Source organism: Alicycliphilus sp. T452, assembly GCF_054512775.1.
In genome coordinates this window covers 18,280-42,055 of sequence record NZ_JBTNEH010000023.1, presented here as the reverse complement: position 1 = coordinate 42,055, position 23,776 = coordinate 18,280, and the positions used below count along the sequence as shown (strand labels likewise).

Here is a 23,776-nt window from a genome sequence, read left to right as displayed (position 1 = left end):
CGATTGGGTCTGATACCGGGAGCGCTCAGCTTGTTCATTTTTTTGTCTTGTTCACGTTCCGTGAACATCGCAAAAAAAAGAACACCAGCGGTCACTGGCATGGTGCAAGTACGGCTCCGAGCCAGCCTCTTTCCAAGTATTGGGGATGCACTTCGTTGGAATTTCTTGGCATCGGCGCCAGAACGACTGGCAAGGTCGGCCAGGCCGCTTCAAAATCGCTGCATGGTCCGCCAGACGCTCAATAGCGCTACTCCCTACATCCCGGCATCAGCGCCGCGCAGTGCTGACGTCGTGCTCTACCTTGATCTGGATGGCGTCGTCCACCACGAGGCGGTGCTCTGGCATCCCCGCAAGGGCATTTACATGAGCCCCTACCAGGCGGCGGACCATGCGCTTTTCGAGTGGCTTCCCCACTTGGAAGAGGTGCTGTCGCCATTTCCTGCTGTTTCTCTGGTGCTCAGCAGCACCTGGTGCATTCGGCCGGGCTACAGCAAGACCCTTAAATTGTTTCCCGATTCGTTGCGAATGAGGTTCATAGGGGGCACCTTTCACAAACGTGTGCATGGCGCGGATCCTTGGACCCTTTCGTCCTTTCGCAGCAGTCCCCGAGGCGTGCAGGTCTTGGCTGATGCCCAGAGAAGAAAGCCAAGGCATTGGGTGGCCCTGGATGACGATATTGAGGACTGGCCCGAATCGGCGCAGGCACATCTGATTGCCTGTGATGGATCCATGGGGCTGTCTTGCCCCCTTGTAAGAGAAGCATTGCACCAGAAGCTCCTGCAGTTCCACTCACCGGGCAAGGACCGTCGATAGGCTCAGTCCTTTGGGCTGTGATCAGTCGGACTGGCGCTATGGGGCTGCCGGTTGCGGCAATCGGTGAATGCCCCGTCCAACGGATTACTTTCCTGATTTTTCCGCCATCACAAAGAGCAGTCATGCAGCCAGGTGGTCAACAGGCATGAGTGCCCAACCTTCGGCGCCAGGCACCAACAGATTCGTCAGCCGCAGTTGCTCCAAAAAGGCATGTTCATGCGATGCAACGACCAGCGCTCCCTGGTAGCTTGCCAGCAGCCTCTCCAACGCCTGCACGGAGGGCAAATCCAGGTGATTGCTGGGCTCGTCCAGCAACAGCAAGTGCGGCGGCGTGTCTGCATAGAGGACACTGGCCAGGGCAGCCTTGAGGCGCTCCCCGCCGCTGAGCAATCCGCTGGGCATGGCGATCCTTGGCGGGTCCAGTCCCATTTGCGCCAATCGCGTCCGCAGTTCGCCCTCACTCAGGGTGTGATTCACTGCTTGCAGTTGGTCGAGTACTGGGCGCTGCGCATCCAGGATGTCCAGCCCTTGGTCGAGATGCGCTACGCGGTCGGTAACCCTGCAAACACCTGCCATGGGATCGATTCGGCCGGCAAGCACCTTCAGTAGGGTGGATTTTCCGCAACCGTTGGGGCCCAGCAATCCGATGCGCTGCTGCCCTCCCACCAGCAGGCTGATGGTACGAGTCGCCTGGGGCACAAACGGCAGTTCCACGTTTTCCAGCTCTGCCACATTGCGTGGGGCAACTCCAGGATTGGGGGACTCGTGCAAGTGGATGTGCAGGTCGTCTGCAGCCTGTGCGGCTGCTTCGCGCACGCGCTGTGACAGTTGGAGCCGCGCATCCGCTTGCAGTCGGCGCAGTTTCCCCATGGATTGTTCGCTGCGCTCCTTTTGGCGATCGAGCAGGATCTTGGCCTGGTTAGCCTGCTTGCCACTGCGTGTGCCTCGCGCCTGGCGCTTCTCCTGACGTTCGCGCTGTTGCCGCATGGACTGCTCTTCGCGCCGTCGATCGAGCTTGGCGCGGTCGAGTTCGACGAGTGCGTTTTGCTTTTCCTGTGCTTTGGCCTGCGCATAGAAAGCATAGTTGCCCCCGTAGCTTCGCAAGCCCAGGGAGGACAACTCGACGATGCGATCCATGCGCGCCAATAACAGACGGTCATGGCTGATCACCAGCAGTCCGCGCTCCCAGTGATGCAGCCATTCGATCAAGGCCCGACGGCTGTGCTGGTCAAGGTGGTTGCTGGGTTCGTCCAGGATGAGGAAATCCGCGTTAGACAGTTGGGCGCCAATCAAGGCCACCCGCATTGCCTCACCGCCGCTGAGCACGCCGGCCGGTGTGCTGGCATCCAGGTGCTTGAGACCTTGCTGTGCCAGTGCCTGTCCAAGCTGCTGTTCGATGTCCCATCGGTCGGCGACCGCTTCGAAATCCGCCTGCGCGGAACTGCCGGCCTCGATGCGCTTGAGCGCATCCAGCACGCCTTGCACGCCTGCCAGATCGGCAACGGTGGTGTCCGCGCGTGGGCTGACCTGTTGGGCGAGGCAATGCACTGCACCTGTTCGCACACAGCGCCCACGGGTGGGCTGCAGTTGGCCCGAAAGAATGCGCGCCAGAACGGTCTTGCCGCTGCCATTGCGTCCGACCAGGCCGGTGTGCCGCTGGTCAAAGTTTTCGTTGAGATCGGAAAAAAGCGTTTCGCCGTTCGGCAGGACGTAGGACACGCCCTCCAGGGAGAGATGAGAAATCGCCATACATGGTCCAAAGATGCAAAGAGCTCCCCCGCGTCGTGGGGGCAGTAGAGATTCGCCGTCGCGTTGACGGCCGCATCAGTGGCGCATGGGACTCGATCCTCCGGTGGATGGTTGTGGGCAGCGAATTCTAGAAATGTTTGCCTGGGCGTGCAATCGTGGTGCAATGTTGACGTCGGTTTAGGCTGATTGCTGGCGTTCGGCCCAGAGTCGTCGAACGACTGCTGCGATCGAGAGCAGACATTGAACAACATTACCGGGCGGTTTTCTGAACCGAAAAACTGACATAGCTACCGTGGTCACTCGTGGACAACGGCATCTAGAAGGCGCATGGTCTTCGTCCCCCCACTCGATGGGAGACCATCATGGAATCCAATAAAGCCGCCGTTCATCGCGAGCCCTGCAACAAGGGATAGATCGTTGGTCAGAAAGCACCCTTCAAGCCCAAAGACATCTGGGCGCTGCAAATTCCCTTCAAATCGGGCAAGGCTACAGCCATTGAGCACCAAGGGGCAAGGCCTAAGGTTTCAGATGCTATTTTCAAAATTGAAAATAGCAACGTCTCCACGCTATTTCCCGAAGCACTACAGACAGGTGGGTCTGAGACAGCCGATCAGCCATTGAAGTAACTATGAATGCACCTCAGCTTTGCCTTGCCTAAAGGTGCCGCTTGGTTGTTTTCAGCGAAGACAAAATCAAGTGGAGTCAGCCCCGATCCGGCGTCTTCGCGTGCTGACAGCGGCTAGCAGGACGGCTACTTGGTCGCGGCCGTGACGATGATTTCTACCAGAATGTCCTTCGCCCCCATCTCGCACTGCGCGGTCGCGCGCGTGGGCGCGGCGTTGGGCGCAGTCCACGCATTCCAGACTTCATTCATCCCCGCGAAGTCGCGTTCGAGGTCCTTGATCCAGATCTGGGCAGTGAGCAGGCGGCTCTTGTCGGTTCCTGCTTCCGCTAGGAACTTCTCGATTTTCTCGAGGGTTTGGGCGGTTTGGCCGCGAATATCCTGGCTTCTGTCGTCGGCGGTCTGGCCGCCGACGAAGACCATGTGGTTGTAGACGACTGCACGGGAGCGGCGGGTGTCTGTGGCGATGCGCTTGATTTCCATGAAAAAACTCCTTGGCTGATGGGAAATACGTTATTCAAATGAGGCGAGTTCGCCCAGAGTGATGGGTTTGATGGGCGGACGGATGCGGTAATAGCCCACCTCCTGCGGGCTGACCTTTCTCTCGCTGGCGATGATTTCGGTCACCGTCAGTCCGCACAGCCGCCCCTGGCATGGCCCCATGCCGCAGCGGCCGAACGCCTTCGTCTGGTTGGGGCCGAGGCAGCCCACCTCCACGTATTTTTTGATTTGCCCGGCTTTCACTTCCTCGCAGCGGCATACCGTGACCTCGTCATCGGTGGGGATGCGGTGTGCGTCCTGCGGGCGATACAAGGTATCGAGGAAGGGGCGGATCTGCGTATGGGTCCTGATCTCTTCCAGGATCGCTGGCTCAAGCGCCTTGAATTTCTCGGGCGAAATGGCTTGGAGCTGGCGGGCAATCGCCAGCCCAGCCAGCCGGCCCTGGCTCGCGGATGCTTTCGCACCGACGATGCCCCGGCTGTCGCCCGCGATGTAGATGCCGGTTTCCTCGATTTGCCCGCAGGCATCGGTCACCGGAATCCAGCACAGCTGCTGTTCATCCCAGCGGTGCTCGGCGCGCAGCGACCAACTGAGCTGGGTATTCGGCACCACGCCCTGGTGGAGCAGCACCAGGGAGGCTTGGACGCGCTTTCTCTGGCCGTTGTGGGTGAACGTAATGGATTCGGCCTTCTCTGCACCTTCGATGGCGAACGCGCTGGCTCCCGCGAACGTCTGAACGCCATGGCTGCGGATTTTCTTCAGCATCTGGCTGCCCTTGGAGAGGTCTTTCCAGCCGCACAGCGCGCCCAGGACATGGGAGGCCGCGCGCAGATAGTCGCCCGTCCCTGTGGTGTGGATCAGCGCCTTGATCTTGACGCCCGCATCCAGATACTGCTGCGCCAGCAGGAACAGCAAGGGGCCGCAGCCTGCCAGCACCACGGGCTCAGTAGGAACGGCGCCCGAGGATTTGTACAGAATCTGGGCCGCGCCCGCGCCCATGACGCCTGGCAGCGTCCAGCCGGGCACGGGAAAGGGCCGCTCCATCGCACCGCTGGCAAGCACCAGGCTGCGCCCCTGGATCTTCCTGCTGCCGCCGTCGAGGAGGTAGGACACCGTCTTGTCCTTGGCGACGTTCCAGACGGCGGCGCCGCCCACGTGCACGGCGCCGCAGGCTGCAAAATCCTGCGCCAGTTTTGCGCCAGCGGCGTAGTCCGGGCCAAGCACTTCGCGGCGGCGGGGGCTGGACTCCTCGATGGCCCGGTAGATCTGGCCGCCAACCCGCCGCTGCTCATCGAGCACGGCCACTGAAAGCCCGAAGCACCGTGCCTCGATGGCCGCCGAAAGCCCTGCGGGGCCCGCACCAATGACCACCAGGTCAAACAATTCAACACCGGTTGCCATATCAGTTCTCCGCACTTTGCATGTTCAGCCCGGATGCGCCCTCCTGGCGCTGGATGACCATGCCGTCCCTCACCTGCGTGAGGCATGACTGGCGGCTGGGGCGGCCGTCGATTTCCACGAGGCACTCAAAGCAGACGCCCATCATGCAATAGGGTGCGCGCGCAGAGCCGGAAACCGGGGTCGAGCGGAATGTCCGCACGCCCGACATGAGCAGCGCCGACGCCACGCTCACATCGTGCGGAACGTCCAGCGGCTGGCCGTCAAAGTAAATGCGGACTTTCTTTCCCTGCGAGCCGGCTTCGGGCATGAACAGGGAAACATTTGTTGCTTGAGTTTCAGTATGCACTGCTGAATTTCCTATTGGGGTCCAGGAATCGCTCGCCAGCGAATTCCCCGATGCCATCCGGCGCTGGTTTCACCCCCGCGATCCAGGGTGCGATTTCATAGGCATGGGAGCCTGCCAGGGAGACCCCGCTGTGGCTGGTGGCGGTGAATGCGCCGGGGTATCGGGCCGACTCCTGGTAGACCGGCGAGCCATCGGGGGTGAGCACGCGAAGCGATCCCCATGCCCGCACGAGCTTGACCGACGACAGGATGGGAAAGGTGGCGACCGAGCGTTTGGCGATCGACTCGATGGCCTCCACCGTCGTCCCGTCGTCCAGTCCCACGTCCTCCGCCGAGAACCCGAGCTGAACCGTGCCCTCGGTGGTCTGGCGCGCCTTGTTGGTGGGGTACGGCAGGAATTTCTTCAGCCGCTCGGTGATGAGCACCTGGCCCCGCTTGGGCAGCACGGGCGCGTGAAGGCCCAGTTGGGGGGCGAGGGCGCTGTTGCTCAGGCCTGCGGCCAGCACGATTTTTGCGCCGCTCCACTGGCGGCCATCGCTGCTCTTGGCCTGAAAGCCCCGTCCTTCGCCGAGCGAGCGCACCTCGCCCACGTCAACTGCGCTGCAGATGCGGCCGCCGAGCGCCTTGATGCCCGCATGCAGCGCATGCAGCAGCTTGAGCGGGTTGGCGTGGCCGTCCAGAGGGCACCAACTGCCCCCGGCCACCTTCGGGCCGATCGCGGGCAGCCGGGCCTTGAGCGCCTGGTGGTCGAGCATCTCGAAGGGCGTGCGGCCGTCGGCATTGATTTTTGCCAGCATTGCCTCCCGCTCGACGACTTCTTTTTCGCTGAAGCCAATCCAGAATCCGCCGTTTTGCTGCAGATCCACATCGACCCCGGTGAGCTCGCGGAGTTCGCTGGCAAGCGGCCCCCAATGGTCAACGGCATCCCGGCTCCATCGGGCGTAGCGGGGAAACCCCGCGCCCTTGCTCTGCAGCCAGACGAGGCCGAAGTTGCCGCGCGAGGCGCGGTGCGCCACGTCGCCCTGGTCGAGCAGGGTCACCGGGCCGCCGGACTTGAGCACGCCATACGCGATGGCGGCCCCCACCAGTCCCCCGCCGACGACGATTGTTTCATTTGAAGACATAGATGTTTACCGGGAAGAACTCTCTGGAGAGCTTTTCTCAATTGAGCGTGATGTTGTTGCGCTTCACGACCTCGCCCCAGCGCACGCTGTCGGCATTGAGCATTTGCCTGTATTCGGCGATGGAAGCCGGGGCCACCTTTGCGCCGAGCCGCTCGTGCTTCTTGATGACCTCGGGGTCCGCGAGCACGGCGTTGATCTCCCGATGCAGCTTTTCAACGATGGCCTGCGGCATGTTGGCCGGCCCCACGACGCCGCCCCAGGTTTCCATTTCCAGGTCCGGGTAACCGGCTTCCCGGATGGTGGGGACGTTCGGCAGCAGGGGGGAGCGGTTAGGCCCTGTAATGGCCAGCGCGTTGATACGGCCCGCCTTCACCTGGGGCTCCATCGACGTGAAGTTGCTGAACATCATCTGGATCTGGCCCGCCGCCAGATCCAGCTCCGCCGCCGGGGCGCTCTTGTACGGGACGTGGGTGATCTGAGCCCCGGAGAGGTTGGCGAACAATGCGCCGAGCACATGCAGCGCGGTGCCGTTGCCAGTGGAGCCGTAGAAAATCTCGCCAGGATGGGCCTTGGCGTAATTCACCAAGTCCGCGACGCTCTTGACGGGAAGGGCCGGGCTCACGCCCAGCAGGTTGGGCTGCGTCCACTGCTTCGCGATGGGCGTGAAGCTCTTGGCAGGATCGTAGGGCAGCGATTTCGCGGTCAGCGCGGTAACGGTGTAGGTCGCGAGATTGGAGTTGCCGATCGTGTACCCATCCGGCGCGGCCTTGGCCACCGCATCCAGCCCGATGGCCCCCGATGCCCCCGGCTTGTTGTCGATCACGATGGGCTGCCCCAGGCGCTTGCTGAGGCCGTCCGCCAGAACCCGCGCCGTGCCGTCCGCAGCGCCGCCTGCCGCGGCGTTCACGATGAAGCGGATCGGTTTTTCCGGCCACTCTGCCTGTGCAGCAGACCCGAGCGAAATCAGGGTGGTGAAAGCAGCCGCGGCCATAAGGGACCGGCGCTGGTTGTGATACGACATGGACACTCTCCGTTGGACATGATGAACGAACGAGTTCTCATGGTAGGGAGGGATCCCGCCGATATCTATGGATGCTGGATCATCAATACATACATGGATGTTATGTTTCTGCGCATGAAGCCGCCGCGACCAAACGAATTAATTCCTTGGCCGGGACTGAAAGCTTCGCGTCGCTCATGGCCGTGGCATAGACCGTGTAGCCGATCGAAGGGCGCAGGGGCAAGGCCACGCCGCCCCTCTTCTGGTGTTTTGCCGCCGTCATGGGATCGACCACGGCAATGCCCAGCCCCTCCAGGCAGAGATCGCTGATGGACTGGAACAGCGACGCTTCGATCATGGCATCGGCTTGTACCCCGTTGGCACCGAGCCAGGCATTCAGGCGCGTCTGGAACGTTCCGGATGAAGCGATGAACGGTTTGTTGACGAATTCGCCGACGTGAATGTGGTCGGACCTCGGATCGAGCCACTTCTCGGTGCCGATGCATACACATTCCGAGGGAAACTCGGCCACCGTCTCCAGGTCTCCCAGCGAGAGCGTATCTGCCGTGAGCCCGATATCGGCCTGCCGGGTTTTGACGTGCCTAGCCACTTCAATGTACGAAGCAACTCGAAGGCTGATGAAGACGTCGGGAAATTTTTCTCTCAATTGGCGGATGACGGCTGGCAGGATGGAATGCCCGATGGAAGGGATTGCGCTGATCGAGAGCTGGCCAAGCTTCTGCTTTCGCAGTTGATCGGAAAAATCGACGATTTGCTCCAGCCCCAGAAAAGACTGCTGAACCTTTGCCATCAAAGCATGGGCCTCTTGCGTGGGCTTGATGCTGCGTCCGTTTTTGGCGAACAGCAAAATACCCATGGATCTTTGGAGATCGGCTATCAGCCGACTCATGGCCGGCTGGGTGATTCCCAGCGCATCGGCTCCGGCGCTGATTCCGTTATGCTGCATCGCAGCCTGGAAGGCCTCAACCATTCGGTGGGTGACATTTCGATTCTTCATGAGGTTGACCTTAAATAGTTATTTGGGTTAACGCAAATAGCGAAACCTCAAAGCCCAAGCTGAGCTCATGGGAAGAGCAATGACAACATTCCTGGCTTCCCCAGCGTGTCGACGTAGCAAATTAGCTCAACCCAGAAGCGCAGCACCTTGCCGCACAAGAGGCAGCTCAGAAGGGGCATCCGTGGCCTACTGATCAATCGTATCCGGGAGATCGATTCGGGATCAACCGATCAGACAGCCTAATCAGTTTCTGTGGCCACTGTCTCAGAACAACCCGCGAGTGCCCGGTGACTGGCTTACAGCTGGCTTCCACATTGCGGGCGCGAGTGGCAGCAACCGCTGCAAAAGCGTCTCTCGCAACCAAAACTCCACCCTCACGCAATCACCCTGTCTGCCCCCGTTCAGCAGTAGAAGGCATCGGAGGCGAAGTGACAGACACATCCCCCACCTCCAGCATGTCGTCCCAACGTGTCGTGTAGGCCGGTGACCTGCGCTCCTGCCGCATCGCCCAACTAGCACGCTCTCCCGGCACCTGCACTCCGGCGCTGGCGAGTTTCACCGTCCCGCGTCCATAGCGCTGGTTGAGTTCATCGACCACCCCCATCAGCCGCTCACGGGACGCTTCCTGCTGATCCAGGGGTTCCAACTCAAGTTCCCCTTGCCGCAAGCGTGCGCTGTGCAAATCCAGCAGCATGACGCCGGCCTTGATGAAGGCATAGCCTGGCCGGTAGATCTGGCGCAGCCCGGTCAATGTCGCATGGACGATGGGAACCGTGTCACTGGTGGCCCTCAGCAGCGGCACGGTGATGGATCTCGCGTACTGCGGCCCTTTGCGGAACGGACTGGTATGAATGAACACCAATACATGGGCCGTGTGGCTTGCCTGCCTGCGCAGCTTCTGCGCTGCCATGCTGGCAAACGTGCTGACGGCCTGCTCCAGGTCCGGGAGCGAACTGACGGGTTGTCCAAACGACCGGGTGCAGGCGATCTCCTTCTTGGGTGGCGGTTGATCATCCAAGTCAATGCAGGGCATTCCTTGCAGCTCTCGCACCGTGCGCTCCAGCACCACGGACCAGCGCCTGCGCACAGTGGCAAGATCAAGGCGTGCCAGGTCCAGCACGGTCTCGATGCCAGCCTCCTTGAGCTGGGCTGCAATTTTGCGCCCCACGCCCCAGACTTCAGCCACGTCCGTGGCTTGCAATACCGCATCGCGCTCTGCGGGGTGCAGTTGGGCGAGGTTGCAGACCTGGGCCAGTTCTGCAGGGTAGGAGCCTGGTTTGCGTTCAGCCGTCTTGGCCACGTGGTTGGCCAACTTGGCCAGGGTCTTGGTCGGTGCAATGCCGATCCCGCAGGGTATGCCCACCCACTGCAGTACCCGGGCACGGATGGCATGGGCCCGCTCTGTCAGGTCGCCCCGAATACCACTGAGATCCACAAAGCTCTCATCGATGGAGTACACCTCTTGCCGGTGGCCCATCCCTGCCACCAGGCTGGCCATGCGGTCGCTCATGTCCCCGTACAGGGCAAAGTTAGCCGATAGGGCCACCAGGCCCGCCTCATGCTCCAGGTGCCGGATCTCATGCCAGGGGTGTCCCATGCGCACCCCCAGGGCCTTGGCTTCGTTGGAGCGCGCAATGGCGCAGCCATCGTTGTTGCTCAGAACGATGACGGGCCGATACTGCAGATCGGGCCGGAACACCCGCTCGCAGCTGACGTAGAAGGTGTTGCCATCGACCAGCGCGTACATGGCGGCCTCCTGCCCTGTGGTCAAAGCAGAATGATCTCGGAGCGTCCGCTGAGCAACGGCTTGCACAGGATCTTGTAGCCGTCGGCGTCGAATCCCACTTCGGCACGGTCCAGTGCCGATGCCTGCTCGGGCTGGCTGATGCTGCCCAGGTAGCACCAGTGGCGCAGCACATGGATCTGGACGTCGTTGGGATGCGGCTGCAGTGCCGATTCGCTCCGCTCCGGCGTGAAGCGTTCGACCAGACCGACCGTGCCCGGATACGGCCAGGTGGCGATCTGCAGGTCCAGCAGCGCGGTGAAGAGGCGCTGGCGGTGTGCGTTCGGCGATTCATCACCCCGGCAGACCCCGGCGCACTGGTGCAGCATGGCCCTGAAGCACGCCTTGCCGGGCGGGAGCTTTTCCAGGCCGAGTGCGCCATAGCAGAGCTTGTGCTGGTCCGCGAGCTTGCGCAGTCCTTCCTGGGCCGCCCGGTGGCTGTTGAACAGGCCGTACAGGCCGGATTCGGTGGCGAACTGGATGTCCTTGGCATACACCACCTCGGGTCGGTCGCCGTTCATGCGCAGCGCACACAGCTGGCGGCTGCGGCGCAGCTTCTGGTTGAACAGCGGGTGCAGTTCCTTGATCAGTTTCGCTTCCAGCAGCAGGGCCCCAATCTCTCCCGCCGTGCGGATATGGCTGATGCGCCGGGTCTGGCGCAGCATGCGCGCTTCGTCGGGTGTGCGCAGATGGGCCAGCAAACGGCTGCGCAGGTTGATGCTCTTGCCGATGTACAGCGGCAGATCGCCTACCTCGCCATGGAAGGTGTACACCCCAGGCGCTGCAGGCATGTCGGCAAGGGCGGCGCGCAGGTGCTCGGGGTATTCGTAATACCGGGCTTCGTCGAACTCAGGGCGGCGGCGTGCGGGAATGTGCATGGCAAAGCTTGGCTTCAGGTCTTGAACTGCTTGACGCTGGCCAGCACCACACCCCAGACCTCGATGATCTGGCCTTCCTGGGGAATGATGTCCTCGAAGGCCGGATTGGCCGCCTGCAGCTTGAGCCTGCCGCCGCGCAGCCACAGCTTCTTGCAGGTATAGGCCCCATCGACCACGGCCACGACGATCAGTCCATGGCGCGGCTTGATGGCCCGGTCCACCAAGATCACGTCGCCATGAAAAATCCCCTCGTCGCGCATCGAGTCGCCCCGCACCCGCAGTGTGTAGGTCGCCTGGGGATGGCGCACGATGTGCTTGAGCACGTCGATGCGCTCCCCCTGAAAATCCTCGGCCGGAGACGGAAACCCGGCATGCACGCTGGTGTCGATCTCCAGCGCGGAGAGACCGGGGGCATAGGGCTCAGGGGCTGGGCAGGGAGAATCGAGAACCGGAAGCATGGGGTGGCGTGCCGGAAACGGCGGATAAACACAAACACTGTTTTTAAATACAGTATATTCCTGCCTGTCACCCACCGGCAATTCCCGGGTATGCCACTCTGGCTAGCCACGATCCATCTCTTCTGGCATGGGTGCTGGCTGCACAAGCATGTTCATCGGCTGTCTCCGTCTCTGGTCATGAAGGTTTGAGAATCGCCAACGACCGAATCACTGCAGCCAAAGCCTTGGCATGAGAAGCAGATCCATCCCACGTGGCCTGAAGTGCCTCGATCAACTCGCTATTGCTGCGCACGGCATCAGCACTGATGCCACCCTCGAAGCGCTCAACAAAAAGGCATACCTCTTCAAACAAACGGGAGGCCCTGATGCCCTCCCCTTTGAGGATGCGGCTGACCTGCGATTGGCTGGCCCCCACATAGGCAGCGATATCGGCCTGGGCGATCCCATGCGCCGTGCAGATGCGGCGCGCGTTGGCTGCGCGCGCCCTCACTTCCGATTCAATCATGCATTAAGCATAACCTATTGCATATATGCATATCAACATCGAAATGCGATCGACCTCGACAGGCGTCAGCTAAAAAGGTCCCGTGACGGCAGATGTGCAGTCAGAGCGGACTGAATGGCCTCAAGGGTGCGGGGCAGACGGTGCAGAGATGCCTGCTTTGCCCGGAGCTCTGGTATTCGCTGGCACAACTGCCAGAAGTGGATGCGCCGCACGCCCCGGTCCTCCATGAGACGCAACGCTGCTTCACGCACCAAGCCGCCTAGTTGCTCGTCTCTGGCCGCCCAATCAACCGTAGGAGGCCTTGGTTGGCGCGAAACCGGCTTGTGAGGATACCCAGGCGCAGCTTCAGATGGGCCACACTGGCACCAGACATACATGCGACTGCGTTTTCTGCCTCGCTCGGTGGAGCAAAGGCTGCGTAGAACTTGAGCAGCGTCCGCTCTCTCGCTATGTAGTCGACTTCGCCAACCAACGCGTTCGTGCGCCGAGCGAAGGCACCAAGACTGTTGGGTAAATCATGGTGGGTCCCGGCACGTGCGCTGCCGAAGATTAGTTGGCACGTTTGGGCAGATGTGACGCGCCCCCAAAGCTGGTGAAGACGGCTAACGAGACTGAAAAACGTCTCATCAGGCAGCCAGGACAGCAGCTGGTACTCCGGGAAAAGCCTGTCCGGTTCTGGCATCGTGGGAGGCTATGCCGAACCAGGCGGCAACGCAAGGTGCTTCCCTCCCGAGCAGACACTGCTAGCGGTCGTCGCTATCGATTGACGCCGGTGACCGCAATGCAGCGGGTGCGGTCATCCGTAGAAGCTGGCTGGCTTCCTAGTTTCGGACACAAAGCCGACATCCACTCGCCATGCGCCGAGCGGTCATCAATGACCGCTGCCGGCGGACAAGTGGACGTCCACTTCGCCGGGCTGACACACGCCTCGTCGGGCCACAGCAATCGCCTGCTGCTGAGCAACTGTATTAAACGGATTGCACAGTTGCCCTGCCCCATCAGGAAGAAGCCTAGGCGCTGGAGCTCAGCTTGAGGCCCACGATGCCTGCAGCCACCAGCGCTAGGGCAATGCTGATTAAGGTCCACCGTTGTGGGGTTTAAACCGTTATCTGCACATGAAGCAGCAGACCTTGGCAATGGCCGCAGATCAAGACAGCGGATTCGAGCAACCGCGCAAGCCCACCCGACGCGAAGAGTTTTTGCAAGCCATGGATGCCATCGTGCCGTGGGCCGCGCTCTGCCAGGTGATAGAGCCGCACTACCCCAAGGCAGGCAATGGCCGCCCGCCCATTGGCCTGGAGCGGATGCTGCGCATCCATTTCCTGCAACACTGGTTCAACCTGGCTGATCTGGCGTGCGAGGAGGCCCTGTATGACAGCGCCGGTCTGCGCCGCTTTGTGGGCATTGACCTGGGTCGCGAACGCGTGCCCGACGCCACCACGCTGCTGGAGTTCCGCAAACTGCTCCATGAGCACAAACTGGGCGAAGCCCTGTTCGCCAAGGTAGGCCAGCAATTGCAGGAGCGCGGCTTCAAGGTCAATACCGGAACCATCGTGGATGCCACCATCATCGCAGCGCCCAGTTCTACCAAGAACGCCGACAAGGCGCGTGACCCCCACATGCATCAGACTCGCAAAGGCCAGCAGTGGTATTTCGGCATGAAGCTGCACATTGGCGTGGACAGTCAAAGCGGGCTGGCGCACAGCGCTGTGGTGACGGCGGCCAACGTGCACGACAAACACCCGCTGCCCGATCTGCTGCATGGCAACGAACAGCGCGTGTACGGCGACTCGGCCTACGCCGGCCAGAAGGCTCTGATCTGGGGCAAAGCGCCCCAAGCCAAAGACTTCACCAACCAGCGCACACGCAGGTGCGGGGTGGTCGATGAAACGCAGCGGTCCAAGAACCGCAACAAGTCCCGCATCCGCGCTCGCGTAGAGCATGTATTCGGGGTGGTCAAACGGCTGTGGGGCTTTGGCAAGGTGCGCTATCGCGGGCTGCAAAAGAACGCCACGCGTGCGTTCACGGCCTTGGCGCTGGCCAACATCTACCTTGCCCGAGGGCGCTTGCTGGGACAGGTGCGTCCGTAAGGGCGGGAATCAGGCCTCAAGGCCCCGCGAACAGCCCAAATGGGCGGCACAAGAAGCCACAACGTCCGAAAAACTGCACCATCCAGTGCCGCGCGGCAAATCACGACGGCTTGTTCAGCGTAGCCTTAAATCGTCAAGCCACGCCTTGAAGACCTCAGTCAGCACGAACCATGCGCAACAGAAGATGAAAAACAAGGTAGAGCGCCGATCAACAGCGCTACGACAGCTTCTGGATCTGAGTACCTGACTTCAAACGTGATCGCAGATTACCCTTGCGACAACGCACTTGAGCTTCCTGATTGGAAACGGCCCCTCCCGCCTGTAAATCGGTATGTCTTCGCAATGAACGTTGTGCAGCGGTACGCGCTGTAGTCAACCAGAGAAAGCACCTGAAGACCGGACGGCCAAGCCGCTCTCAGCAAGCTGGAAATCACGCAATTGCACGAAGTGCGGCTCGTCAACCTCGGACGATCAGATGCGTGGGCACCATCTTGCGGATCTCACGCCGCGCGTGGTCGATGAAAGGCTTGAGAACCAGGGTCGAGGAGTTTCTCGGTGAGATGACCATCGAGTAATCGGTCAAGATGTCTGGCTTGAAGGGGATGAACCTGACCTGGTCACCGGTGTAGCCAGTGGCCGTCAGCGGATCGATGATGGAAATTCCTGCGCCCGCTTCGACTAATCGGATCACGACTGACGAGATTTGCGTTTCGACATTGATCCTTCTGTTCACGCCGTAGGAAAGCATCAAGGAGTCGATCTTCATGCGTGTCTCCATCAGCGGCGCCATGGAGATGAAGCTTTCTCCCTCGAAATCTTCCGGGTTCAGGACCTTGCGGGTCGCCAGTCGATGCCCGACAGGAATCACTCCAACCATCTTGGCCGAAACAAGGGTCTCACTATTGCCATGCCTCGTCGCATGAACGGGCACCATGGCGAATCCCAGATTGCAGCGTCCGCTCTGGACCATATCCAGAACGGTTGAAGAGCTATGCATGTGCATTGTGATCAAGGTCTCTGGACGCTCCAGGCTGAAGCTGGCGATGGCGCGTGGCAGGAAGGACAAGGCCATGTTGGGGGCCGCGGCGATCTCCAGGTGGCCCAGCTTCAGTGCCTTGATGCCGCTTGCCGCATTCGCGATCCGCTCGATCCCCATCAACGACTGATTGACGTCGGCAAAAAGCAGTGTGGCCTCTGGCGTTGGAGCGAGGCGTCCCTTGTCTCGGGTAAACAGCGCAATCGCGATGCGCTGCTCCAGGTCGGCAATCAGGCGGGTGACGACGGGTTGAGTCACCCCAAGCATCTCGGCGGCACCGGTGACGGTCCTGCGCACCATGACCGCCCGAAAAGCCTCCAAGTGGCGCAGCGTGATTTTCATGCTCATAGTATTTAGACATGGTTTTATTGCAAGATGCTATTTTAATGACATTTTAAAGAAAAAAAGTTCAATAAAAACAATGATTTATCATCGAAAAAAAGAGGTATTGCATAAAAACATTGACTATGGTTTTTACCCTGGCGACCTGAGGTGATCTTGCTTACGATGAAGGCTGTCTTGAAGCAAACAACAGACGGTTCGCAGCCATCGCAACTCACCTCTCGGTCAATGAACCCTCATTTCCATTCACCCCAGGCGATCCACTTGACGGCGCTGCTGAACCCTGGTGGTTCTGGCAATGCGGGGACCGCGCGCAGCCTGCGCATCGACCCGAAGAAGAAAGGTCTTTGAACATGCAGCGTGAATACGACGTGATCGTTGCGGGCGCCGGAATCGTGGGCGCCGCCATTGCATACGGCCTGGCCGGGTACGACAAGCGGGTCTTGATGCTCGATGGTGCCGACACGGACTACCGGGCGGCAAAGGCCAACTTCGGCTTGGTATGGGTCCAAGGAAAGGGTTACCGCTACCCCGAGTACCACCGGCTGTCGGCGGCGGCGGCTGATGCATGGCCGGAGTTTGCTGCGGGACTGGAGGCAGAGACGGGAATTTCACTGGACTACCAAACCGGCGCCGGTCTGAAGTTCTGCCTGAGCGACGACGAGTTGTCTGCTCGCGCCAAGATGCTGGATGCTTGGGAAGCTGAGACGCCAGAACTGGCCCCCTCCGTGCGGATTCTTGATCGCAGCGAACTGGCGCGTCGTTACCCCACCATACGACTCGGCCCTGACGTCGTGGGCGCGAGCCTGGGGGAGCAGGACGGTCAGGCGAACCCGCTTCGACTCCTGGCTGCACTCCAAGCCGCCTTCCAGCGCCGGGGCGGCATGGTGCGCAACGGGCACCCTGTGACCTCGATCAAGCCCTTGGCAGGCGGCGGCTTTGAGGTTAAGACCAGTGAGCAAACGGCCCGAGCCGAACGTGTAGTGATCGCTGCCGGCCTTGGGTCGGTGGCGCTCGGGAGAATGATCGGACTGGACGTCCCCTTGCATCCCGAGCGAGGACAGATCCTCGTGACCGAGCGCCTGGCGCCTGTCCTGCCTGTACCCGCAAGCGGGCTGCGTCAAACCGGCGAGGGCACAGTGATGATCGGCGTGACTCAGGAGGACGTGGGGTATGACCTGAGTACCACTTCCGCCGCAGCTGTGAGGATGACCCGAAAAGCACTTCGCATCCTCCCTGAATTGGGCAAAGCGCGCCTGGTGCGTCAATGGTCGTGCCTGCGAGTGATGACGCCGGATGGGTACCCCGTCTATGCCAGCTCCCCGATGTACCCAGGCGCGGAGATCGCAACTTGCCACTCTGGGGTGACGCTCGCTTCATTCCACGCTGGCCCCTACGCGCAGGCATTGGCCAGCGGCCGTCATCTCCAGACTCTCAATGCCTTTCCTCTCGAGCGATTCAATGTTTCGAAAAATCAGTCCCCCCAGCACACCACCGCTGACGCTCACCATTGATGGGAAGTCAGTCACTGCCGAGCGCGGTGAAACGGTGGCATCCGTGATGATGCGTCAGGCGAACCCCAGCTGCCGCCACACGCCCGTTCACGGCAGTTCGCGTGCACCGTTTTGCATGATGGGCGTGTGCTTCGACTGCCTGGCAATCGTCGACGGTGCGTCGTCAACTCAGACCTGCCTGGTCCCGGTCGCCGAAGGCATGTGCGTTGAGCGTCAACTCGGCCGGCCGAAGGTGGCGTCATGAGATCCTTTGATGCGGTGGTGGTGGGCGCGGGCCCGGCCGGAATGAGCGCAGCGATTGGGCTGCGGGCTCATGGCCTTTCCGTTCTGGTCGTCGACGAGCAGCCAGCGCCTGGCGGACAGATCTGGCGTGCTGTAGAGGCGGTGGGACCAACGACTACTGGCGCCCTGTTGGGCGAGGAGTACCTTGCCGGAGCCGAGCTCGCCTCGCGTTTTCGATCCTGTGGTGCGAGCTATGAGCCTGAGACCAGGGTTTGGCAGGTCGAGTCCGAATGGAAGGTCTACATGACCCGCAGGGGTCAGGCGGAATTGGTGGAAACTGGCCATGTGATCTTGGCCATGGGCGCGCAGGAGCGACCCGCGCCATTCCCGGGCTGGACTTTGCCTGGTGTCATGACCGTCGGATCGGCCCAGATTCTGCTCAAGACATCGCGACAAATCCCCTCGGAGCCCGTATGGGTCGTTGGCAGCGGGCCGCTACCCCTGCTTTACATGGCTCAATTGATCCGAGCTGGAGGCAAGATCGCCGGGTGGTTGGATACGTCGCCCGCTGGCGGCTGGCGCCGTGCGTTGCCTTGGATCGGTGCGGCCATGGCCAGCTCCAAGGACCTCCTCAAGGGGTTGGCCTGGATGAGGGAACTTCAAGCCGCCGGAGTCAAACGCGTGCGCGGTGTCACGGCTGTTCGCGCCCTGGGCCAGGATCGTTTGCAGGAGATTGAATACATCCAGGCCAATGGCAAGACCATGCGCGTGCCGGCCAGCTTGCTTCTGTCCCATGAAGGCGTCGTGCCTTCGATTCACATGACGCAGGCGCTCGGGTGTGACCACGAATGGAGCTCGCAGCAGGCGTGTCTGGCGCCGGTTCTCGACGAATGGGGGCAAACCGACAAGCCAGGCATTTACGTGGCAGGCGACGGCGCTGGGATTGGCGGCGCCTATGCCGCCTGTGTACGCGGGGAGCTAGTGGCACTTGGAGTGGCTAAGCGAGCTGGCCGCCTGTCGAGCGAGGCAGCGTCGGTGCAAGCGGCGCCCCTTCGCGAAAAACTGAAGAAGTTGTTGCGGCTGCGCCCCATGCTGGACGCCCTGTACCCGCCGCGCGCAAACATCGCGACGCCAACCGACGACACCGTCGTCTGCCGGTGCGAGGAGCTGACTGCCGGCGACATTCGCAAAGCCGCTGCCATCGGTCAGCCCGGTCCGAACCAGCTTAAGGCATATACACGTGCGGGCATGGGGCCCTGCCAAGGCCGTCAATGCGGCTACACCATCGCGCACATCCTTGCCCAGGAGCAAGGCCGAACGGTCGCCGATGTGGGTTTTTATCGCATCCGGCCGCCGCTCAAGCCGGTGACGCTTGCGGAACTGGCAACGTTGAACATCGACGAGCAGGAAGCATGAACACGGCAAACCATGTAGTCATCTCAGTGAGGGCCTGCTGCACAGGCCCAAGGCGCCAGGGCTGTAACAAGACAAGAGGGGCTTGTCCCTCACCATTCGTAAAGGAAAAATTTATGCGACTGAATATCTCGACCATTGGACGTAAGAACATCTTGCTGGCACTGTGCTTTGCTGGGGCGCTCCAGGCGGCACACGCGGAGTACCCTGAAAAGCCCGTCCGCTGGATCATCCCGGGGGCCGCGGGCGGCGCGGCCGATGCCACCGCCCGCATCATTGCCAATGCGGTGAGCGCGCGCTGGGGACAGCCGATCGTCATCGATAACCGTCCGGGGGCCACCGGCACGATCGCCAATGACGCAACGGCGAAAGCCAAACCGGACGGGTACACCTTGGGTCAAGCGACCATGTCGACCTACGTGATGTCCAACCATGTGCTTCCCCGCCTTCCCTACAAACCCGCAGAAGATTTCACCAACATCGCCAAGTTGTGCACCAGCCCCTACCTCCTGGGCGTGACGCAGAGCCTGCCGGTGAACTCGGTGTCCGAGTTGGTCGCCCACGCCAAGGCCCGGCCCACCGAGTTGAACTATGGCTCCTCTGGTAACGGATCTGCACTGCATGTGGCGACGGAGCTTTTCCGCTCGAGCGCAGGCATCAAGATCACCCATGTGCCCTACAAAAGCGTTCCGGCTTCAGAGATGGACCTGATTGGCGGCCAGATCCAGATGATGATCGGCAACTTCGCCACGATGGCCACCCATGTGCAGTCCGGCAAGGTCCGTGCGCTCGCCATCACCGGCCCCAAGCGCTCGCCCCTGTTGCCCAATGTGCCGACGATGGCCGAAGCCGGAATCCCTGCCGCCGAGCTCACGACCTGGATTGGCGTGATGGCACCCGCGAAGCTGCCGCCTGCCATTGCCAAGAAGATCCATGAGGAGTTCACCGCTGCGGTGAAGGACCCGAAGGTCATCAAGCAGCTTGCCGATATCGGGTGCGATGTCGACCCGACGACTATGGAAAACTTCGACCGTCTGGTCCAGTCGGAAAACGCGCGCTGGGGCGCCGTTGTCCGTCAAAACAACATCACCGCAGACTGATACAGGCAAGTCGGGGGACCCATGGTCTCCCGCTGCCGTTGTTTTCATCCGGGACACGGCACACGGCGCTGGCTCGGGATTTTCTTGTGGCGCTCGGTGGGTGAATCCCTATAAGCCGAAAGGGCTGAGCGTATGCGAAACGAAGATGGAAGAAAAGTGAACCGGATCAAAGTCGGAATTGTGGGTGCCGGGAGCATCGGCTTGGCGAGCGCGGCCTGGGCCGCCCAGCGCGGTCATGGGGTTTCGGTGTGGGCACCTAGCGGCAGCGCAAATGCGCTGCGAGACGAGCCGTTGAGCGCAATGGGTGCATTGGAAGCGACGCTTGCCGTGGGGGCCACCGATAGCGCGCAGACGCTGGCGGCACAGTCCGACGTTATCCTGATTGCTGTCCCACTCAATGCCCATAAGGCAGTGATGGACGCACTTTTGCCGAATCTACGGTCCGGGCAGCTGGTGATTGTCAGTTCCATGGGATCGTTGTCATCGCTGTACCTGTATGAGCGCGCGGTCGCGCGTGGAATTGCCCTTTGTGTTGCGAGCTTCGGCACGACCGCCCTCACGGCGCGGCGCAAGGGGCCGGCTCAGGTGAACATCATGACTCGGCGCAGCCAGGTTGCGATCTCCTGTCTGCCACAGACGGCCGCCCCTCAGGCGCTCGCTGCTTGTGAAGCGCTGTTTGGCGACGGGTTCAACGTGGAAGAAGACCCGCTTGTCTCCAGCCTTGCGAATACCAGCGCTATCACACACGTGCCGCTCGCATTGTTCAATTGGACGAGGATTGAGCGAGCAGAAAACTGGCCCCAGTATCACTACATGACGCCTCGCGTGTCCTGCGCCATTGAGGCCATCGACGCTGAACGCCTGGCCGTTGCCGGTGCATTCGGTATCGAGGTGCGCAGCGTCAAGCAACACTTCTCGCAATCGTTCAAGACCGAAGGGGATCGCCTAGAGGACATCGCCGCCGAACTGCACAAGAAGCGTGGCGGACCGCCCGGGCCCACCCAGATCGATACCCGATACCTGTCGGAAGATGTGCCATATGGGCTCGTATTCCTCATGGCACTTGGCCGTGTGGCCAACGTCGAGATGCCTTACACACAGGCCATGATCAGCATGGCAGAACTGATCGTTGGAGAGGATTTTCTTGCGGGTAATGATTTGATCGATCATCTGGGACTCGCATCCTCGTCCGTCGAAAGACTCCTGTCTCGTGTGAGAGTCTCTGGCGTCGTAATTTGAACTCATTGTCGGGGCAATGCCGTGGCACTCAAGTTGAGACAAATCGAGGCGTTCCGCTCCGTCATGCGCGAGGGCAGCATGGTGCGCGCCAGTTCGGCGATGGCGATCACGCAACCCGCTATAAGCTACCTGATCAGTGGTCTCGAAAAAGAGGTGGGGTTCGAGCTTTTCAGTCGACGCGGTGGCAAGCTGACCCCTACGCCGGAGGCTCTGCAACTCATGGCAGAGGTCAACAGGCTCTACGACGGTCTGGACGGTATCAAGGCCGCCGCGCAACAGATCGCCAACCATGAGCGGGCTACTGTCCGCGTGCTCCTCACACAGGCCCTTGCGAGCGGCCGCATCATGAATGCGATCGGGCAATTTGCAGTCGCGCATCCGGGACTGAAACTGGATGTCGATGTGGACCATCGGCTGACCATCATGCATCGGATCAGCTCTGCCCAAGCGGATCTGGGCATTCTTTCGTTGCCACCGGAAATGGACGGGGCTATTGCGACGAAGCTATTTGACAGCGAGCTCCTGTGTGTCGCGTCCGCGCCTGGCTTCCTTCATGGTGGAGTGAATGTCTCGCCCGCTGACATTGATGGCATACCTGTCGTCGGGATCAAGCCTGGTGGTGTGATCCGGCCGATGGTCGCAAACTGGTTTGCGGCGGCGGGCGTCAGTCCAAAGTTCGTGATTGAGGTCGGTGATGCGGGGGCAGCCATCGAGCTGGTGCGTGCTGGCCTGGGTGTAACGATCGTCACCAGCATCAGCTTACCTGAACATCAGCGAGAAGGTCTGATTTCACTACCTCTTGATCCCATACAAAAATTTGAAATCGGAGTCATTGTTCCGTTGATGCAGCACCCGAATCGAGCGGCGCAAGCCCTTGTCGAATCCCTTCGGGTCAGCCTAAAAAACTAGCCAGTGCCGGCAGATAGGGCCGCCCTATCAAAGGGACTTATAGACCGATCTGATCATTTGATGGGCTTATTTCACTGCTTCGAAAGACAATCGATTCGACTTCCAAGTCCACTGAAATTACCCCATAACAGCAGTCAATTGCGGCATGAAGGGTGGCATCAGCGGGGTGTCCAAAATGAATCGGAGAAATGAATGAATCGGTATCTCAAAAATCTTCTGGGAATTTGTATAGCTGTTGGCGCCGCCTTTAGCGCACATGCGCAATGGCCGGATCGCGCCATCAAGATCGTGGTGCCTTACCCAGCAGCAAACTCCTCAGACGTTGCAGCTCGACTGATCGGTGAAAAACTGGCAGCGCAGCTTGGTCAACCGGTGATCGTCGAAAACCGTGCGGGTGCAAGCGGGACACTCGGCACCGGCTATGCGGCCAAACAGCCTGCAGACGGTTACAACCTGGCCATAGGTGCGCCCGGCCCCCTCAGTGTTGGTCCCTGGACAACCGTGAGGCCCCTCCCGTATGACCCGATAAACGATTTCGTGGTGGTCGGCGCTATCGCGTGGGCGCCGCAGGTGCTCGTCGCGAAAAAGGACCTGCCTGTCAAGAACTTCCAGGAGTTTCTGGCCTACGCCAAGAAGCCCGGCGCCACACTGAGTTACGGCTCATCCGGCGTGGGAACAGTGCCGCAACTCATCGTGGCCCAAATGCTGAAGCAGACGGGTATCAAGGCCGAACATGTGCCCTACCGAGGCGGTGCGCCGGCAATCACTGATCTGCGAGGCGGCGTCATCGACTTCATGTCGGACACCGTGCCCGTGGTGAGAGGCATGATTGCCGAAGGCACGATCAAGGCGTTGGGTGTGAGTACAGCGGAACGGATTCCATCGCTTCCGGACGTTCCGACTCTCCAGGAGCAAGGCGTCAAAGACTTCAACCTGCAGGGCTACATCTTGTTGGTGGTGCCTGCCAAGACACCGGACCAGATCGTCTTCCGCCTGAGGAATGCGATGGACTCTATCGTCAAAGAGTCAGATGTGCGCAAGCGTCTGCTTGAGTTGGGGCTGACCCCGATGGAGTTGCCTCGGGAGCGCTTTGCCACTTTCCTCCAGAACGAGTCGGTCCGTTGGAAGGCTGCAGTTGATGCCGCAGGTGCGGCAAAGACCATGGAGTGATTGTTTGTGCAGTGAAGCCGGAAGTGCTCATGGCATTCACGGCTGATCACGCAGCCTGAGTCTACTTGCAGGTTCCTGGAGACGTCGGGGCAAATGCCGCCGATGGCTCCAGACGGCCAAGCGAATACCTCCGGCCCACCTTGCAGCGTCAAACTGCACGCAGATGCCCAGTCACATGCGCGTGCCAATCTCCTACGCTGATCCGCGTTGGGCGTAGGTGCCGCAACCTCATCTCCTTTGCGCAGCCAATGCAAGCAGGTTGTCTGCTTACGCATCTATCCCGCAGTGAGAGGTCGTCATGCAAATAAATGTGACTTATTGGCTGGCATTGAAGATTGATTTGCTTGATGGGGTTGTCACAGGAAAAATCGGACCCGCTTGATTGATCGGCGTGAATCGCGCTCCTTACTGGGAGAACTACATCAACACGACCGATTCATGAGCATGCGCTGTGGCAGCAATAGATCTTCAGGTGCCGGTATATCAACGGCCCGGCAAGGATCCCTTGCGTAGCCTGGCGTTAGAGCTTCTGCACTGAGAAACG

23 protein-coding genes are annotated in these 23,776 nt (G+C 60.7%); 10 read left to right on the top strand and 13 right to left on the bottom strand.

Annotated elements, in window-relative coordinates; genetic code table 11:
• Positions 1–222: 222 nt before the first annotated feature.
• On the top strand, positions 223–813 hold the full coding sequence (locus tag ACX12L_RS18160; RefSeq protein WP_459263844.1) for an HAD domain-containing protein: 591 nt from the start codon (positions 223–225) through the stop codon (positions 811–813).
• Positions 814–933: 120 nt separating this feature from the next.
• Here ACX12L_RS18160 and ACX12L_RS18155 read toward each other — a convergent pair whose 3' ends face one another.
• The 12 genes from ACX12L_RS18155 to ACX12L_RS18100 all read right to left on the bottom strand — a co-directional run bounded on the left by ACX12L_RS18155 (position 934) and on the right by ACX12L_RS18100 (position 12,574).
• The gene (locus ACX12L_RS18155) at positions 934–2,562 is read right to left on the bottom strand and encodes an ABC-F family ATP-binding cassette domain-containing protein (protein WP_459263843.1); all 1,629 of its coding nucleotides are present in this window, start codon (positions 2,560–2,562) and stop codon (positions 934–936) included.
• Positions 2,563–3,313: 751 nt separating this feature from the next.
• Positions 3,314–3,667, bottom strand: a complete 354-nt coding sequence (locus ACX12L_RS18150; RefSeq protein ID WP_182327424.1) for a RidA family protein — start codon at positions 3,665–3,667, stop codon at positions 3,314–3,316.
• 30 nt (positions 3,668–3,697) lie between these two features.
• On the bottom strand, positions 3,698–5,086 hold the full coding sequence (locus tag ACX12L_RS18145; RefSeq protein WP_459263842.1) for an FAD-dependent oxidoreductase: 1,389 nt from the start codon (positions 5,084–5,086) through the stop codon (positions 3,698–3,700).
• 1 nt (position 5,087) lies between these two features.
• Positions 5,088–5,393 (bottom strand): (2Fe-2S)-binding protein, encoded by a 306-nt coding sequence (locus tag ACX12L_RS18140; protein ID WP_295939184.1) that lies wholly within the window; start codon positions 5,391–5,393, stop codon positions 5,088–5,090.
• A 28-nt stretch (positions 5,394–5,421) separates the two neighbouring features.
• Positions 5,422–6,555 (bottom strand): NAD(P)/FAD-dependent oxidoreductase, encoded by a 1,134-nt coding sequence (locus ACX12L_RS18135; protein ID WP_005797419.1) that lies wholly within the window; start codon positions 6,553–6,555, stop codon positions 5,422–5,424.
• Positions 6,556–6,592: 37 nt separating this feature from the next.
• Positions 6,593–7,576 carry a Bug family tripartite tricarboxylate transporter substrate binding protein gene (locus ACX12L_RS18130; protein WP_005797418.1) on the bottom strand — a complete coding sequence of 328 codons (984 nt, stop codon included), beginning with the start codon at positions 7,574–7,576 and terminating at the stop codon, positions 6,593–6,595.
• 100 nt (positions 7,577–7,676) lie between these two features.
• Positions 7,677–8,573 carry a LysR family transcriptional regulator gene (locus tag ACX12L_RS18125; protein ID WP_459263841.1) on the bottom strand — a complete coding sequence of 299 codons (897 nt, stop codon included), beginning with the start codon at positions 8,571–8,573 and terminating at the stop codon, positions 7,677–7,679.
• 382 nt (positions 8,574–8,955) lie between these two features.
• Complete coding sequence (locus ACX12L_RS18120; RefSeq protein WP_459263840.1) at positions 8,956–10,320, bottom strand: Y-family DNA polymerase; 1,365 nt, start codon at positions 10,318–10,320, stop codon at positions 8,956–8,958.
• A gap of 20 nt (positions 10,321–10,340) precedes the next feature.
• On the bottom strand, positions 10,341–11,234 hold the full coding sequence (gene cho / locus ACX12L_RS18115; RefSeq protein ID WP_459263839.1) for an excinuclease Cho: 894 nt from the start codon (positions 11,232–11,234) through the stop codon (positions 10,341–10,343).
• 14 nt (positions 11,235–11,248) lie between these two features.
• Positions 11,249–11,692 carry a LexA family protein gene (locus ACX12L_RS18110; RefSeq protein WP_459263838.1) on the bottom strand — a complete coding sequence of 148 codons (444 nt, stop codon included), beginning with the start codon at positions 11,690–11,692 and terminating at the stop codon, positions 11,249–11,251.
• 175 nt (positions 11,693–11,867) lie between these two features.
• Positions 11,868–12,197 (bottom strand): hypothetical protein, encoded by a 330-nt coding sequence (locus tag ACX12L_RS18105; protein ID WP_459263837.1) that lies wholly within the window; start codon positions 12,195–12,197, stop codon positions 11,868–11,870.
• A gap of 65 nt (positions 12,198–12,262) precedes the next feature.
• Entirely contained in the window at positions 12,263–12,574 is a 312-nt protein-coding gene (locus ACX12L_RS18100) for a TnsD family Tn7-like transposition protein (protein WP_459263836.1), read from the bottom strand.
• Positions 12,575–13,312: 738 nt separating this feature from the next.
• Between ACX12L_RS18100 and ACX12L_RS18095 the strand changes: the two genes are divergently transcribed.
• A complete protein-coding gene (locus tag ACX12L_RS18095) occupies positions 13,313–14,287 on the top strand; it encodes an IS5 family transposase (RefSeq protein WP_459263835.1) in 975 nt (324 codons plus the stop codon).
• Between the two features lie 457 nt (positions 14,288–14,744).
• On the opposite strand, the gene ACX12L_RS18090 is transcribed toward ACX12L_RS18095, so the two are convergent.
• Complete coding sequence (locus tag ACX12L_RS18090) at positions 14,745–15,665, bottom strand: LysR substrate-binding domain-containing protein (protein WP_244939066.1); 921 nt, start codon at positions 15,663–15,665, stop codon at positions 14,745–14,747.
• A gap of 177 nt (positions 15,666–15,842) precedes the next feature.
• On the opposite strand from ACX12L_RS18090, the gene ACX12L_RS18085 reads away from it, so the two are divergent.
• The 8 genes from ACX12L_RS18085 to ACX12L_RS18050 all read left to right on the top strand — a co-directional run bounded on the left by ACX12L_RS18085 (position 15,843) and on the right by ACX12L_RS18050 (position 23,232).
• Positions 15,843–16,016, top strand: coding sequence for a hypothetical protein (locus ACX12L_RS18085; RefSeq protein WP_156451328.1), 174 nt, complete (start codon positions 15,843–15,845; stop codon positions 16,014–16,016).
• Between the two features lie 2 nt (positions 16,017–16,018).
• Positions 16,019–17,179, top strand: a complete 1,161-nt coding sequence (locus tag ACX12L_RS18080) for an NAD(P)/FAD-dependent oxidoreductase (RefSeq protein ID WP_459263874.1) — start codon at positions 16,019–16,021, stop codon at positions 17,177–17,179.
• Positions 17,103–17,423: a (2Fe-2S)-binding protein gene (locus ACX12L_RS18075; protein WP_338071810.1), complete on the top strand. Its 321-nt coding sequence runs from the start codon at positions 17,103–17,105 to the stop codon at positions 17,421–17,423. The genes ACX12L_RS18080 and ACX12L_RS18075 overlap by 77 nt, the downstream gene beginning before the upstream one ends.
• Positions 17,420–18,817, top strand: a complete 1,398-nt coding sequence (locus ACX12L_RS18070; RefSeq protein WP_459263834.1) for an FAD-dependent oxidoreductase — start codon at positions 17,420–17,422, stop codon at positions 18,815–18,817. The genes ACX12L_RS18075 and ACX12L_RS18070 overlap by 4 nt, the downstream gene beginning before the upstream one ends.
• A gap of 113 nt (positions 18,818–18,930) precedes the next feature.
• On the top strand, positions 18,931–19,914 hold the full coding sequence (locus ACX12L_RS18065) for a Bug family tripartite tricarboxylate transporter substrate binding protein (RefSeq protein ID WP_142083228.1): 984 nt from the start codon (positions 18,931–18,933) through the stop codon (positions 19,912–19,914).
• A 132-nt stretch (positions 19,915–20,046) separates the two neighbouring features.
• The gene (locus ACX12L_RS18060; RefSeq protein ID WP_066690537.1) at positions 20,047–21,153 is read left to right on the top strand and encodes an NAD/NADP octopine/nopaline dehydrogenase family protein; all 1,107 of its coding nucleotides are present in this window, start codon (positions 20,047–20,049) and stop codon (positions 21,151–21,153) included.
• A 21-nt stretch (positions 21,154–21,174) separates the two neighbouring features.
• Entirely contained in the window at positions 21,175–22,062 is an 888-nt protein-coding gene (locus ACX12L_RS18055; RefSeq protein ID WP_066690539.1) for a LysR family transcriptional regulator, read from the top strand.
• Between the two features lie 192 nt (positions 22,063–22,254).
• Positions 22,255–23,232, top strand: coding sequence for a Bug family tripartite tricarboxylate transporter substrate binding protein (locus ACX12L_RS18050; RefSeq protein ID WP_348682702.1), 978 nt, complete (start codon positions 22,255–22,257; stop codon positions 23,230–23,232).
• Positions 23,233–23,776 lie beyond the last annotated feature (544 nt).

Excerpts from the sequence above, each read along its gene's own strand:
- ACX12L_RS18060 (WP_066690537.1), top strand. The coding sequence starts at position 20,047 with ATGCGAAACGAAGATGGAAGAAAAGTGAACCGGATCAAAGTCGGAATT.
- ACX12L_RS18090 (WP_244939066.1), bottom strand. The coding sequence starts at position 15,665 with ATGAAAATCACGCTGCGCCACTTGGAGGCTTTTCGGGCGGTCATGGTG.
- ACX12L_RS18065 (WP_142083228.1), top strand. The coding sequence starts at position 18,931 with ATGCGACTGAATATCTCGACCATTGGACGTAAGAACATCTTGCTGGCA.
- ACX12L_RS18120 (WP_459263840.1), bottom strand. The coding sequence starts at position 10,320 with ATGTACGCGCTGGTCGATGGCAACACCTTCTACGTCAGCTGCGAGCGG.
- ACX12L_RS18125 (WP_459263841.1), bottom strand. The coding sequence starts at position 8,573 with ATGAAGAATCGAAATGTCACCCACCGAATGGTTGAGGCCTTCCAGGCT.
- ACX12L_RS18105 (WP_459263837.1), bottom strand. The coding sequence starts at position 12,197 with ATGATTGAATCGGAAGTGAGGGCGCGCGCAGCCAACGCGCGCCGCATC.
- ACX12L_RS18050 (WP_348682702.1), top strand. The coding sequence starts at position 22,255 with ATGAATCGGTATCTCAAAAATCTTCTGGGAATTTGTATAGCTGTTGGC.
- ACX12L_RS18095 (WP_459263835.1), top strand. The coding sequence starts at position 13,313 with ATGAAGCAGCAGACCTTGGCAATGGCCGCAGATCAAGACAGCGGATTC.
- ACX12L_RS18155 (WP_459263843.1), bottom strand. The coding sequence starts at position 2,562 with ATGGCGATTTCTCATCTCTCCCTGGAGGGCGTGTCCTACGTCCTGCCG.
- ACX12L_RS18130 (WP_005797418.1), bottom strand. The coding sequence starts at position 7,576 with ATGTCGTATCACAACCAGCGCCGGTCCCTTATGGCCGCGGCTGCTTTC.
- ACX12L_RS18135 (WP_005797419.1), bottom strand. The coding sequence starts at position 6,555 with ATGTCTTCAAATGAAACAATCGTCGTCGGCGGGGGACTGGTGGGGGCC.
- ACX12L_RS18140 (WP_295939184.1), bottom strand. The coding sequence starts at position 5,393 with ATGCCCGAAGCCGGCTCGCAGGGAAAGAAAGTCCGCATTTACTTTGAC.
- ACX12L_RS18100 (WP_459263836.1), bottom strand. The coding sequence starts at position 12,574 with ATGTATGTCTGGTGCCAGTGTGGCCCATCTGAAGCTGCGCCTGGGTAT.
- ACX12L_RS18080 (WP_459263874.1), top strand. The coding sequence starts at position 16,019 with ATGCAGCGTGAATACGACGTGATCGTTGCGGGCGCCGGAATCGTGGGC.
- ACX12L_RS18070 (WP_459263834.1), top strand. The coding sequence starts at position 17,420 with ATGAGATCCTTTGATGCGGTGGTGGTGGGCGCGGGCCCGGCCGGAATG.
- ACX12L_RS18110 (WP_459263838.1), bottom strand. The coding sequence starts at position 11,692 with ATGCTTCCGGTTCTCGATTCTCCCTGCCCAGCCCCTGAGCCCTATGCC.
- ACX12L_RS18160 (WP_459263844.1), top strand. The coding sequence starts at position 223 with ATGGTCCGCCAGACGCTCAATAGCGCTACTCCCTACATCCCGGCATCA.
- cho (WP_459263839.1), bottom strand. The coding sequence starts at position 11,234 with ATGCACATTCCCGCACGCCGCCGCCCTGAGTTCGACGAAGCCCGGTAT.
- ACX12L_RS18075 (WP_338071810.1), top strand. The coding sequence starts at position 17,103 with ATGCCTTTCCTCTCGAGCGATTCAATGTTTCGAAAAATCAGTCCCCCC.
- ACX12L_RS18150 (WP_182327424.1), bottom strand. The coding sequence starts at position 3,667 with ATGGAAATCAAGCGCATCGCCACAGACACCCGCCGCTCCCGTGCAGTC.
- ACX12L_RS18145 (WP_459263842.1), bottom strand. The coding sequence starts at position 5,086 with ATGGCAACCGGTGTTGAATTGTTTGACCTGGTGGTCATTGGTGCGGGC.